Annotated in this window: 10 protein-coding genes; 7 read left to right on the top strand and 3 right to left on the bottom strand. The window is 67.5% G+C overall.

Features of this window, described 5'->3' with window-relative positions:
* Together AC1DQJ_RS19570 and AC1DQJ_RS19565 are read right to left on the bottom strand one after the other, a co-directional pair.
* Positions 1 to 845 (bottom strand): outer membrane protein (locus AC1DQJ_RS19570; RefSeq protein WP_477606406.1); only part of this gene is annotated, 845 nt, incomplete at its 3' end.
* 489 nt (positions 846 to 1,334) lie between these two features.
* Entirely contained in the window at positions 1,335 to 3,125 is a 1,791-nt protein-coding gene (locus AC1DQJ_RS19565) for a cation:proton antiporter domain-containing protein (RefSeq protein WP_477606404.1), read from the bottom strand.
* Between the two features lie 111 nt (positions 3,126 to 3,236).
* Between AC1DQJ_RS19565 and AC1DQJ_RS19560 the strand changes: the two genes are divergently transcribed.
* The 7 genes from AC1DQJ_RS19560 to AC1DQJ_RS19530 all read left to right on the top strand — a co-directional run bounded on the left by AC1DQJ_RS19560 (position 3,237) and on the right by AC1DQJ_RS19530 (position 12,199).
* Positions 3,237 to 3,605, top strand: coding sequence for a DUF2946 family protein (locus AC1DQJ_RS19560; protein WP_477606402.1), 369 nt, complete (start codon positions 3,237 to 3,239; stop codon positions 3,603 to 3,605).
* Positions 3,606 to 3,670: 65 nt separating this feature from the next.
* Positions 3,671 to 5,728 (top strand): TonB-dependent receptor family protein, encoded by a 2,058-nt coding sequence (locus AC1DQJ_RS19555; RefSeq protein WP_477606400.1) that lies wholly within the window; start codon positions 3,671 to 3,673, stop codon positions 5,726 to 5,728.
* A 29-nt stretch (positions 5,729 to 5,757) separates the two neighbouring features.
* On the top strand, positions 5,758 to 6,237 hold the full coding sequence (locus AC1DQJ_RS19550) for a copper chaperone PCu(A)C (RefSeq protein WP_477606398.1): 480 nt from the start codon (positions 5,758 to 5,760) through the stop codon (positions 6,235 to 6,237).
* Between the two features lie 88 nt (positions 6,238 to 6,325).
* On the top strand, positions 6,326 to 7,963 hold the full coding sequence (locus AC1DQJ_RS19545) for an AMP-binding protein (protein ID WP_477606396.1): 1,638 nt from the start codon (positions 6,326 to 6,328) through the stop codon (positions 7,961 to 7,963).
* A gap of 88 nt (positions 7,964 to 8,051) precedes the next feature.
* The gene (locus AC1DQJ_RS19540; protein ID WP_477606394.1) at positions 8,052 to 10,097 is read left to right on the top strand and encodes a M13 family metallopeptidase; all 2,046 of its coding nucleotides are present in this window, start codon (positions 8,052 to 8,054) and stop codon (positions 10,095 to 10,097) included.
* A gap of 81 nt (positions 10,098 to 10,178) precedes the next feature.
* Complete coding sequence (locus tag AC1DQJ_RS19535) at positions 10,179 to 11,417, top strand: DUF4331 family protein (RefSeq protein WP_477606392.1); 1,239 nt, start codon at positions 10,179 to 10,181, stop codon at positions 11,415 to 11,417.
* Entirely contained in the window at positions 11,414 to 12,199 is a 786-nt protein-coding gene (locus AC1DQJ_RS19530) for a DUF4198 domain-containing protein (protein ID WP_477606390.1), read from the top strand. Before AC1DQJ_RS19535 ends, AC1DQJ_RS19530 begins: the two co-directional genes overlap by 4 nt.
* A 139-nt stretch (positions 12,200 to 12,338) precedes the next feature.
* On the opposite strand, the gene AC1DQJ_RS19525 is transcribed toward AC1DQJ_RS19530, so the two are convergent.
* Positions 12,339 to 13,181: a helix-turn-helix transcriptional regulator gene (locus tag AC1DQJ_RS19525; protein ID WP_477606388.1), complete on the bottom strand. Its 843-nt coding sequence runs from the start codon at positions 13,179 to 13,181 to the stop codon at positions 12,339 to 12,341.
* Positions 13,182 to 13,529: the final 348 nt, after the last annotated feature.

Genomic DNA, 13,529 nt, shown 5'->3' with positions numbered 1-13,529 from the left:
GGCGGAGGCGGCGGGGGAGGCGGCGGGGGCGGCGGGGGCGGAGGCGGCGGCGGCGGCGGCGGCGCGAACGAGTAGCGCAGACCGATGGTCACCGACTGGTCTTGGTATTCGCCCGAGAACACGCCCGGTTGGAGCGAGTGCGAACCGACCGAAGCGAAGTCGACGTCCGAACCACCGAGGTAGCGGTAGGTCAGATCGACGTCCAGGCGATCGGTGGCGCGCCAGGCGACGCCCGCGATCAGTTGCCAGGCCAGAGCCGTGTCATCGTCGTCGATGGTCAGGTTCTGGATCGACGGGTTGGTGGCGGTGAAGCCGGTGGCCGGAGCCACGACCGGAACGTTCGAGAACTGGCCAACCGCATCAACCGTCACGTGGTTGATACCGATACCAGCGCCGAGGAACGGGTTCAGGACCGAGTGCGGCGCGAAGTCATAGATGACGTTGCCGAGCAGGGTCCACGCTTCGATGTCGCCCGAGGGCGAACCGCAGGTCGCGGCCGAAGCCGAGCGAACCACGCCCGGGGTGCAGAGGCCGAGAATGGAGTTCGAGCTGCTGCCACGGATCGACTCGACGTCGCCGGGGCGGTAGCCGCCTTCCAGTTCAACACGCCAGTGTTCGTTCAGCTGGTAACCGAGACGGGCGAAGCCAGTCCAGTCTTCCGCTTGGCTGAAGTCCCAATTGTAGGGCGCGGCGTTGATGGCGTTGTTGGACGATTCGCCTTCGATACCTTCCGGCCAGTGGTAGCCGAGATCGATAGCGCCGTACCAGCCAACTTCTTGCGCCGAGGCGCCGGACGCGGCGACAACCGCAGCCAGGGCGGCCCCCGCTAGGAGTTTGAATTTCATATTCAGAGCCCTCTCTTGCCCTCTGCTGCGGCCAAATGACCCAGCGGTGTTATATCAAGGCCGAACCATTACGAAAGTGTCGCTTGAGCAACACTTGCGCCAATTCGCTGAACACCTGCGAACAGGGACCAGGATGTTGCGTAATTCCCCCCTCGGTTATCAACTCCGGGGCGAGAGAGACCTCTCCCGTCCGGTCGCCGGCGATGCTCCTGGTACGCATCTCAGCGCCGAATCTCTTGTTTGGGGCTCGGTCGGCGGCGAACAAATTCGCGCCCCTCGACGCGTGCAACGCGACCGAAGCCCTTTGATTGTTTTGAACTATGACGGCAATAGCAGCGTTCGTCCAGCCAGCTGCGCCTTGCGCATGATCAGCGTACGACGCGAACCCACTCTGCTGATCGGACGACATCAAGCCCCTCGCCTTGGACGCGAATCCTCGCCCCCATCGACCCCTCAACGCTAACCAGCAACTATAGTTCCATCTAGACTTCAGTTTTCTTGCGAGCGCCGGTAGCGTCTGACGCGACCGCCGAGCGCTTCGGGCCGATTCAGCGCCTTTCTGAACTCGTCACGCCGTTCGTGGATGGATGCGATGATTAGTCCCATTGGCACGCCGATTTCAACGAGGACGGCCTCGGACAATTGTAGACTAGCTTCCACCGTCTCAGGCACCGCGTCGGTGGCGCCCAGCTCGTAGAGTCTCTGGGCCTGCCGTGCGTCGCGGGCCCGGGCGACGATGGTCAGGTCCGGCCGCATCGCCCGCGCGGTAGCGACGATCGCCTCCACCCCTTCGGGCGAGTCCATGGTCACGACCAGGGCCGGCGCAGTCTCCAGGCCGCAGCGACGCAGAAACTCGGGCCGGGAGGCGTCGCCGAAGTAAATCGACTCGCCGGCGTGTCGCGCGCCTTCCACCAGCCGCGGATCTCGCTCGGCCGCCACCCAGGCGATGTCGTGCCGGCCCAGCATGTCCCCGACCAGCTTGCCGACCCGGCCATAGCCGACCACAAGCACGCGCGGCGTCTCCTTGAACTCGTCGTCGACTGAGGCGTCCGGGGACAGCGCCTGGCCGGCGGTCATGCGGCCGCCGAGCTTGAGGCCGAGCGCGGCCAGCAGCGGAATGCACATCATCGATATGGTCGAGGAGACCAGCACCATCTGACCGAGCGATCGGGGCACGATCCCGCCACTCATCGCGCTGGACAGGATGACGTAGGCGAACTCCCCGCCCCCGGCCAGCAGCAACCCGGCCTCAATCGCCCCGCGCCAGGGCAGGCCGAACAGCCGGCCGAGCGCGAACACCACGGCGGCGTTCAGCACCACCACCCCGGCCGAGATCCCCAGGATGATCAGCGGCTGGGCGGTCAGCAACGACAGGTCCAGGCCGATGCCGACCGACAGGAAGAACAGCCCCAATAGCAGGCCCTTGAACGGCTCGATGGTGACCTCGACCTCGTGCCGGTACTCGGTCTCGGCCAGCAGCAGGCCGGCGATGAAGGCGCCCAGCGCCATGGAGAGGCCGGTCAGCGCGCTGACCAGGCCCGCGCCGATCACCACCAGCAGGCAGGCGGCCATGAACAATTCTTCGCTCTTGGCCCGGGCCACCGACTTCAGCATCGGGCGCAGCAGCAGTCGGCCGAAGGCGACCAGCACCATCACGCCGATGGCGGCCGGGGCGAAGGCCAGCAGCAGCCGCGGCGAGAGTTCCTCGGCGTCGCCGCCGCGCGCCATGATCGCCAGGGTGACCAGGATCGGGGCCACGGCCAGATCCTGGAACAAGAGCACCGAGAAGGTCGCCCGCCCGGCCGGCGAGTGCTGACGTTTGTGCTCGGTCAGGATCTGCATGACCACCGCCGTGGATGACAGCGCCAGCGCCGCGCCGATCGCCGCGGCCGGGGCGGGCCCCAGTCCGAGCGCCATGGCCGCCACGGCGATGGCCGCCAGGCAGAGCGAGACCTGCAGCGCGCCCATGCCGAACACCCAGCGGCGCATCAGACGCAGGCGCTCCCAGGACAGCTCCAGCCCGATCATGAACAGCAGGAAGACGACGCCGAACTCGGCGAGCTGGGCGATCTCCTCGGGATTGGAGATCGTGAAGTAGTTCAGCCAGGGGAAGCTGGCGCTCAGCGAGCCGAGCCCGAACGGGCCCAGCACCACGCCGGCGCCCAGGAAGCCTAGGATGGGGCTGATCCGCCAACGGCGGAACAACGGCACGATTACGCCGGCGGTGGCGAGGAAGAGAACGACGTCCTTATATTCGCCGGGCGAAACGTGGCCTTCCATGCGCTCTCCTTCTGTGATGAGCGCCACTATGCGGTTTCGACGCCCCTTGCGTAACCCACCGCCGGCCCCTTAAGACGCCCGCCGATGCAGTTCGGCCGGAAAAAGCGCGCGATGCGGGCGAGCCTGGGGGTCCTGGCGGCCATCCTGGCCCTGTTCGCCCAAGCCGTGCTGCCGGCTGCGGCCATGGCGGCCGAATCGCTCCGCGGCGGCGTCCAGGTCGAACTCTGCACCGACCAAGGCGCCAAGGTCGTGGTCATCGGCGCCGACGGCCAGGTCCGCGACTCGGGCTTCGCCGGCCTGCCCTGCCACGACTGCCTGGCCGTCACCCTGGCGGTGGTCACCGTGCCTGAACTGGCCATGGTCTGGGTGGCCTATGCGGGCGCAGTCATTCGCCACGTCGCCGCCGCCCCGACCCTGCAGCCGCGCGCCCGCGCCCCGCCACGGCCCCCGGGCCAAGGCCCGCCATCCCTGAACGCCTGACCTGAAGTCCGCCGCGAGCGCCTGCGCCCGCGGCCTCCTGTCGTTCGTTCGAGGCCTCAACTCCCATGTTCGCTTATCCGCGCGCCCGTCGGCGCGGCCTGCTGCTCGCCGCCACCGCTTTTTGCCTGCCCGCCCTCGCCCCCTCCCTCGCCCAAGCCGACGACGCTCTGGTGGACGCCGTGGTGGTCACCGCCAGCCGCGATCCGGAAGACCCGCCGGTGGTGGCCGACGCCCGCAAGCGGCTCTCAGAAACCCCCGGCGCCGTGGCGGTGGTCTCGGCCGAGGCCTATCGCGATCGCTACGCCCAGGGCCTGTCCGACACCCTGCGCGACGTGCCCGGCGTGTTCGCCCAGAAGAAGTGGGGCGATGACATGCGGCTTTCGATCCGCGGCTCGGGGATCGGCAATTCCAGCCATAACCGCGGGACGTTGCTGGCCCAGGACGGCGTGCCGTTCAACGAGGCCGACGGGTTCGGAGACTTCCAGCAGATCGATCCGCTGATCGCCCGCTACACCGAGGTCTACAAAGGCGGCAACGCCCTGCGCTTCGGCGGCGCCCTGCTAGGCGGGGCGATCAACATGGTCACCCCCACCGGCCGAAACGCCGGGGCGCAGACCCTGCTGCGGCTGGACGGGGGCTCCTACGGGACGATTCGCGGCCACGGCGAGGTCGCCCGGGTTATCGGCGACTGGGACGTCTTCGCGGCCGCCACCGCCATCTCCGCCAACGGCTGGCGCGACCAGAGCGACCAGACCGCCCAGCATGTCTCGCTGAACGTCGGCCGCCGCTTCGGCGAAGATCGCGAGTTGCGGCTGATCCTGTCGGGCCACAACATCGACCAGGAGATCCCCGGCGCGCTTGAGCTAGCCGACGCCCTGCAACGGCCGACCATGGCCAATCCCGGGAATGTCGCGAACGAGTACCAGCGCAACATGCGCAGCGTCCGCGCGACCTTGCAGACCCGCTGGCGCCTTTCCGACAACGCGGTGTTCGAAGGCGGCGTCTATGGCGGCTGGAAGGACCTGGACCATCCGATCTTCCAGGTCATCGACCAGGAGAGCCGCAACTGGGGCGCCTTCGGCCGCGTGGACGTAGACGGGACTATGCTGGGGCGACCGGCCGACCTGTTCGTCGGCGCCTCGGCGCGGCTCGGCGACCTGGACGCGCTGCAGTGGGTGAACCTGCAGTCCTCGCGCGGCGGCAAGCGCGCCGACAGCGCCCAGAACGCCCGGGCGCAGGACGTTTTCGCCGAGGGCCGGCTGTTCGTCACTGACGAGTTGGCGGTGGTGGGCGGCGGCTCGCTGGGGTCGGCGGGCCGGCAGTTCCGCAACAACCTCAACCGCATCGCCGACCGATCGATCACCTATGATTGGTTCGCCCCGCGGCTCGGCCTGCTCTGGCAGGCGCCGGGCGGCGCTCAGGTTTTCGCCAACCTGACCCGCTCGGTCGAGCCGCCGAACTTCAGCGCCCTGGTGCAGACCGGACCGTTCGTCGGCTTTGCGCCCCTCAAACCGCAGGAGGCCTGGACCGCCGAGATCGGGACCCGCGGCCGCCACGGCCCCTTGACCTGGGACGTGGCGCTCTATCGGGCCGAGCTGGAGAACGAGCTGCTGAATTTCGCGGTCTCGCCGAGCATTCCGGCGGCGACCTTCAATGCCGGACCGACCTTGCATCAGGGGCTGGAGGCTGGTCTCGACTGGCGGATCGGCCCGGTGCGCCTGCGCCAGACCTACGCCTGGTCGGACTTCCGCTTCGACGGCGACAGCGTCTATGGCGACAACCGCCTGCCGGTCGTGCCCGAGCATCTCTATCGCGCCGAGCTGCGCTACGACCATCCCGCCGGCTGGTTCGTCGCCCCCTCGCTCGAGTGGTCGATCAGCGACATCTATGTCGATTACGCCAACACCCTGCAGTCGCCCGGCTATGCGATCTGGTCGCTGAACGCCGGCTGGCGCGCGCCGAATGGCGTCAGCCTGTTCGTCGAGGCCCGCAACCTGGCCGACGAGCGTTACGTCTCCAACTTCTCGGCGATCGCCGACGCGCGACTGCCCGGTGTTTCCAAGGCGGTCTTCTTCCCAGGCGAAGGCCGCGCCCTGTTCGGAGGCCTGGCATGGGCGTTCTGAACCCTCTTATCCCTGCTATGAAGGACATCATGCGACAGCTCACCCTTCTGGCCGCTGCGGCGGCCCTCACCATCGCCGGCTCGGCCCAGGCCGCCAGCTTCCGACAGGGCCACCTAGAGGTCGCCGATCCCTGGAGCCGCCCGGCCATGGCCGGCGGCAACGGCGGCGGGTTCATGGTCGTCACCAACCGCGGCAAGTCCGACACCCTGAAGTCGGTCGAGGCGCCGTTCGCCCGCAAGACCGAGATCCACCGCTCATCGACCGAGGGCGGGGTGATGCGAATGGAACGCCAGGACGCCGGCGTGGCGATTCCGGCCGGCAAGGCGGTCAGCTTCGCGCCCGGGGGCTACCACGTAATGTTCCTGGGCCTGACCAAGGCGACCACCGCCGGCGACAAGCTGCCGGCGACCCTGGTGTTCCAGAGCGGCGCCCGGCTGAAGGTTGAATTCCAGGTCGGCGCCGGCGCCCCAGGGGCGGACGCCAAGGCCGGCGGGCACGCCCACCACTGATCCTTTGCAGGCAGGCGTCCGGGCGGCGTTGACAGCGCTGCCCGGCCCGTCGTCTATGCCGCCCATATTTTATTTATGGAGCATCGCTTTGGTTTGGAATTACGCAAACCTGTGGGAGTCCGTGGCCGGCGCCACGCCCGACCGTCCGGCCCTGATCCACGGCCAGCGGGAGATCGCCTGGAAGGACTTCGACGCACGCGCCAACGCCCTGGCCAAGGCCATGGTCGATGCGGGGCTTTCGAAGCAATCGAAGGTCGCGGCCTACCTGTATAATGGGCCGGAATACATCGAGACCTATTTCGCGGCCTTCAAGGCCGGTCTCGTGCCGTTCAACACCAATTACCGGTATGGCGGCGACGAACTCACCTACCTGTTCGACAACGCCGACGCAGAGGCGGTGGTGTTCCACGCTTCGTTCGCCGAGATGGCCGACAAGGTGCGCGGCCGCTTGCCCAAGGTGAAGGTCTGGATCGCGGTGCCGGAAGCCGGCCATCCGGTTCCGGCCTGGGCCAAAGATTATGACGCCATCGTCGCCGGCGGCGCCGATCACTACGAAGCGCCCTGGGGCCGCTCGGCCGACGACCTGCTGATCATGTACACCGGCGGCACCACCGGCATGCCCAAGGGCGTGATGTGGCGCCAGGAAGACCTGTTCAAGGGCCTCGGCGGCGGCGCCAACCTGCTGCTCGGCCTGCCGCCGATGGAGCGGGTGGAGGAAGCCGGCGAGCGGGCCAAGGCGATCGCCGCATCGGGCGCTCCGCTCAACGCCACCATCCCGGTCGCCCCGCTGATGCACGCCACCGGGCAGTTCATCTCGTTCGGCTCCCTAGTCGGCGGCGGCGCTGTCGCCACCCTCACCAGCCGCAAGTTCGATCCCGCCGGCCTGTTCGACGAAGTCGAGCGCCTGGGCGTGTCGGGCCTGATCATCGTCGGCCCGGCCTTCGCCGCGCCGATGCTGGAGACCCTGGACGCCAACCCCGGACGCTGGACGATGCCGTCGCTGAAGCGGATCGTCTCGTCGGGCGCCATGTGGGGCCTGGAGAACAAGCAGGGTCTGCTCAAGCACCTGCCGCACATCATGCTGATGGACAGCCTCGGTTCGTCCGAAGCGCTGGGCCTGGCCTCGTCCACCTCGGGCGGCGGCGCGGCGGCCAGCACGGCGAAATTTGCGACTGGCCCCAACGCAGCGGTGTTCACTGAAGAAGGCGTGCGGGTCGAGGCGGGTTCCGGCGTGCGCGGCCTGGTGGCCGTCGGCGGCCACACCCCGATCGGCTACTACAAGGACGAGGAAAAGTCGGCCAAGACCTTCCGCATCTTCGAAGGCACGCGCTGGAGCGTCCCGGGCGACTGGGCCACGGTCGAGGCCGACGGCTCGATCACCCTGCTGGGCCGCGGTTCGCAGGTGATCAACACCGGCGGCGAGAAGGTCTTCCCTGAGGAAGTCGAGGAAGCCCTGAAGAAGTTCCCCGGCGTGCGCGACGCCGCCGTGGTCGGCCTGCCCGATCCGCGGTTCGGCGAGCGTATCGGCGCCATTGTGGACTTCGCGGGCGATAACCTGCCAAGCCTCGCTCAGCTTTCGGCCCATGTGAAAAGCCTGCTGGCCGACTACAAGGCGCCGCGCGAGCTGGTGCTGGCTCCGGTCGTTCGCGCGCCCAACGGCAAGCTCGACTACAAGGCGCTGAAGGCCCAGGCCATCGAAGCGCTGGCCGCCAAGGCGCCGGCCTAACGTAACAAAAAAGTAACGTGCCTAGGGGGGCGCGGCCGGTCACGGTCGCGCCCAACCTGTAAGTCACGGTGAAGGCTCGAAAATACCTATGAAGATCTTCTGGTTGGGCGCGGTCTCCGGCGCCGCCTTGTTGTGTGCGTCTGCTCCGGCGCTGGCCGCCGATCTCCCCGACCTGACCAAGGCGCCCCGCATGGGCTCCTGGGGCTTCGACCTCACCGGCCGAGACACTTCCGTCGCGCCCTCGAAGGACTTCTTCGACTACGCGAATGGCAACTACCTGAATAAGCTTGAAATTCCTTCGGACCGTTCGCGCTACGGCGCCTTCGACGCTCTGCAGGAACTGTCCCAGCAACGCATGCACGCGGTGCTCGAAAAGGCCGCCGGCAACCCGGCCGCCGCCGGCGACGAAGCCAAGATCGGCGCCTTCTATCGCAGCTTCATGGACGAGGCGAAGGTCAACGCGCTGGGCGCCAAGCCGCTGGCCGCCGACCTCGCCGCCATCCGCGGAATAAAGTCCAAGGACCAGATGGCCGAGCACATGGGTTCGACCATGCGCGAGTTCGGCGGTTCGTTCTTCGGCTCCTACGTCCACGACGACGCCAAGGATCCGGAAGTCTATGCGGCCTACCTGTTCCAGGGCGGCCTGGGCCTGCCCGACCGCGACTACTATCTGGAAGAGCGCTTCAAGCCCCAGAAGGACGCCTACCAGGCCTACATCACCAAGCTGCTGACCCTGGAAGGGTGGGACAAGCCGGCCGAGAACGCCGCGGCGATCGTGGCCCTGGAGACCGAAATCGCCAAGGTCTCGTGGACCCGCGCCGAGCGTCGCGACGACGACAAGACCTACAACCCGTTCGAGATCGCCAAGCTGCAATCCTATGCGCCAGGCTTCAACTGGAGCGCCTTCCTGAAGGGCGCGAACCTGTCGAAGGCGAACCGGGTGATCGTGGCGGAGAACACCGCCTTCCCGAAGATCGCCGACATCTACGCCAAGGCGCCGCTCGAGACCCTGAAGGCGTGGGCCGCGTTCAACCTGGCCGACCAGGCCGCGCCCTACCTGTCGAAGGACTTCGACGAAGCCAACTACGAGTTCCGCAACAAGACCCTCTCCGGCCAGCCGGTTCAGCAGCCGCGCTGGAAGCGTGCAGTGACCGCGACCGACAACAATGTCGGCGAGGCGCTGGGCAAGCTCTATGTCGAGGCCTACTTCCCGCCCGAGAGCAAAGCCAAGATGGAGGCCCTGGTCGGCGACATCCGCGTCGCCATGAAGGGCCGTATCGAGAAGCTCGACTGGATGGGCCCGGAGACCAAGGCCAAGGCCCTGGAGAAGCTCGCCAAGTTCGGCGTGAAGATCGCCTATCCGGACAAGTGGCGCGACTATTCGGCGCTCCAGGTCAAGGACGGCGACCTCTACGGCAATATCGAACGCGCCACAGCCTTCGAGTGGGACTACCGCGCGGCGCGCTTCGGCGGCCCGGTGGACGACGCCGAGTGGGGCATGACCCCGCCGACCATCAACGCCTACTACCAGCCGACCAAGAACGAGATCGTCTTCCCGGCCGCCATCCTGCAGCCGCCGTTCTTCGATCCTGAAGGCGACCCGGCGATCAATTACGGCGGCATCGGCGGCGTGATCGGCCACGAGATCACCCACGGCTTCGACGACCAGGGCCGCAAGTCGGACGGCGACGGCAGGCTGAGTGACTGGTGGACTGCAGAGGACGCCGCCAAGTTCGACGCCCAAGCCAAGAAGTTCGGCGCCCAGTACTCGGCCGTCGAGGTGCTGCCCGGCGCGCACATCAACGGCGACCTGACCATGGGCGAGAACATCGCCGACCTGGGCGGCCTGCTGCTGGCCCTGGACGCCTACCACCTGTCGCTGAAGGGGAAGCCTGCGCCGGTGATCGACGGCTTGACCGGCGACCAGCGGGTATTCCTCGGCTGGGCTCAGGTGTGGCGTGGCAAGTACCGCGACGACCGCATGCGCCAGCAGCTGGTCTCCGACCCGCACTCGCCGCCCAAATACCGGGTCCAGGTGCCGGTGAAGAACATCGACGCCTTCTACGAAGCATTCGGCGTCAAGCCGGGCGACGGCATGTACGTGAAGCCCGAGGACCGCGTTCGGATCTGGTAGGCCCATTTCGCTAAAGAATCCGACAGCGGGGGGCCGCGGCCCCCCGCCATAAGCGCCGCTTCAGTCTTCTGGAGCGAACCTGTGACGTCTGCAGCGAAAACAACTGGCCAGCGCGCCGCCGTGATGGCGGCCGCCTGCACCCTCTGGCTCGGCGCCCCTGGCGGCGCCTGGGCCTCTGACCACCTCGACACCACGAGCGTGGTCGCCGACGCCAGGGCCGACATCGGCGACATCTTCGCCTGGACATCTCCCGACGGCCGGCGACTGAACCTGGTGATGGCCATTGTCGGCCACACCTTTTCCCCGAAGCTGGACTATGTGTTCCACATCGACAGCGGCGCGATGTTCGGGCGGACGACAGCGACGACCACCATTTCCTGCCGCTTCACGGGCGCCGAGGCCCAATGCCAAGCTGGGCGGGCCGACAGCATCAAGGGCGTCGTCAGCGCTCCTGAGGGGCTAGCCAGCAAGAGCGGACGACTCCGGGTCTTCGCCGGCCTGCGGGACGATCCGTTCTTCAACAATGTCCGCGGCACGCGTGAGGCCTATAACTTCGCCGCCGCGGCCCTGCCTAGGGCAGCCAAGGATGAGGCCGGCTGCCCGGCCTTCGACGCAGCCACCTCCGCCGAGATGCTCGACCTCTGGCGCCACACCACCGGCGGCCCGGCCCAGAACCTGCTGACCGGTTGGACGCCTGCCTCGCTGGTGATCTCCATCGACCTTCCTTCGGTGAGCAAGGGCGGCAAGGTCCTGGCCGTCTGGGCCGAGACATCCGACGGCCAGAGGCGCATCGACCGCATGGGCCGGCCGCTCACCGGCAACGCCCTGCTCGCCCCCCTAGAGCCCGCCGCGGTCAGCGACCCTTTGAAGGGGCAGTACAACGCAGCGACCCCTGCGACCTCCGACCCCTTTGTGCCCGAGATCGAAAAGACTCTTGGCCTCTACGACGCCTTCGACGGCCAATGCGGAAACAGCCTTCTGGCCGACAACACCGCCGGCGCCTCACGCTACCTGCCGTTAGCCGTCCTATTGGCCGACGACCGGCTCTGGATCAACGGATCGTCCAAGGACTGCACGACGCCGTTCGCGGTCGAACTGGCAGCGCTCGGCGACCGCGAGGATCTGAAAGACCAGTGCGGCGGCCGGACCCCGAACCACGACGCGGTGGATGTCTATCGCTCGCTACTGGCCACCGGGAAACTCACCGGCGTCACCGATGGCGTCGACCGCGACGATCAGACCCATTCCGAAACTGTCTTCCCCTTCCTCGCCCCGCCGCCAGTGAAGGCGGCCCGCTATGCCTGGCTGATGGACCGATGAGCATGCGCGCCCTCGTCCTCGTCCTGGTGCTCGCCGCCTCCCCCGCCGCCGCCCACGACTTCTGGATCCAACCGGAGAGCTTCCAACTGCAGGTCGGCGTTGCTACTCCCATTACCCTCCAGGTCGGCCACGGGGACGAACGCCAGCGCTCGCAGCTGCCCATGCGCCGCATCCGGCGGTTCTTGGCCGTCGGGCCGGAGGGGAAGAGCTACGATCTGCGCGGCGCTCTGGACCTGGGCGGCCCCAATGCCGACGGCGCTCTCATGCTCGATGCGCCAGGCGGCCATGTCCTGGTGCTGGAAACGGACAGCCGCGCCCGCAACAACCTGCCGGCGGATCGCTTCCGGGCCTATGTCGAGGAGGAAGGTCTGACACCGGCTCTGGGGACACGTTCCGGCGCGGCGGTGTCCGAGCGCTATAGCCGAAACGCCAAGGCCCTCGTGCGGGTCGGGGATGCCGGGGCCCAGACACAGATCACCCGCCCGGTCGGCCTGCCCCTGGAGATCGTGCCTGACGTTGCCCCCGCTGGCGGGACGACCCTGCCCGTCCGGGTCTTCTACCAGGACCAGCCGCTGGCCGGCGCCCTGGTCAAGCTGACCAACCTCGACCAGGATGCGAAGCCGCTGGAAATGCGCCGCACCGACGGCGCAGGCCTCGCCAGCTTCGCGGTCCCTGATAGAGGCCGTTGGATACTGAATGTTGTCTGGACGCGGCCCCTGGCCGCCAGCGAAGACGCAGAGTTCGAGACGGTCTTCTCCAGCCTCAGCTTCGCGACGCCCTAGGACCTTGAGCCATCAACGCACTAGCAGAAAAGGCCCAGCGGTCGTTCACCTGTTGCTGGAGTATCAGCCGCAGGCTGACAGATGAGGGATCGCACCGGCCTCTGCTTGCAAGCAGACCACCGTATTGCGAGTACGGCCTCTAGCTTTGCAGGGCGCGGCGCAGGTCGAACGGCGTCTGGCCGTAGGCGTCGCGGAAGGCAGCGCTGAAATGGCTGTGGCTAGAGAAGCCCAGGTCGATGCCGAGCGCCGTCAGGTCCTCTGCGTCCACGAGCCGGTCCAGCGCAGCGGCCAGCCGCATTCGAAGCTGGTAGCGGTACAGCGGCACGCCCTCCACCTGGCGGAACACCTGGGTGAGGTAGACCGGCGAACCACCCACCTCGGCGGCGATCTCCGCCAAGGTCCAGCGGCGGCCGAGGTCGCTCGCCATGACCACCTTGGTCCGGTCGGCGATGCGCTGGCGTCCCAGGCTGGCCCTGCCGGCCAACCCGTCCCCCAGCGCGGCCCGCACTAGATCCAGCGCCAGGCTTTCGGCTTCCAGCGGCTCGACGGCGTCCCGCTGCAGGCGGACGCGCAGCAGGGTGGCCGCCACCTGGGACCGTCCGTCGATCCGCTGATGGTGCCGATGGAAGGCCAGCTCGGGCCCGCCGCGCAGGGCGGGCTTCGGCGCCAGCTCTCGCAAAATCTCCTCGTCGATCGCCAGCGACAGGCAGGCGTCGCCGCCGGTGGTCGGATGGCTGACCCGATAGCCCTCGCCGGCATTGAAGAACACCACCTGGTTGGCCTCCGCCACGGCCTGGTCCCGGCCGAGGTGTCGGGCGAACACGCCGCGATAGGGGAAGACCAGCTCAGTGGCGGCGGCGCACTCCTCTGGCCCATGCCCCCGGCAATCGCCCCGACAGCACACATCGCGCAGCGTCAGGCTCGCCGTTTTCAGCAGAGTGTCGACGACCACCTCCGGCGCGATGTCGCGGTCCAGGCTCATGCCGCCATACGTGCAATCACGGCGCCATGATTTCAAGCTTTGACCGGCCGAAAGGCCGCGCAGCGCGCGGCGACGCCTAACAGTCGAGCTCAAACGAATGTTCAAATATTTTGACACTTAAGTCAAAATTCGCTTCGCGCAAAAATTTGGCCCGCTGCGGGGGATAGTCGCAGCGGGCCTTATTTTGAGCAGTCGCTCTTATTGAGCGGGCGTTTCCTCCCCGAAACGCCGGAGACTGTCGGACTTAGAAGCCGTCATGTCTCTCGCAGGACTGAGAAAACGGCAATTTCTGACCCGAGTCAATGCACCCAGACCGCGGTGAGCGGTAAATATCGATCAGATTTGCGC

The organism is Phenylobacterium sp. P4_E10 (genome assembly GCF_056401675.1).
The sequence above is the reverse complement of the archived record's forward strand: the minus strand, read 5'-3'. Positions and strand labels throughout refer to the sequence as shown.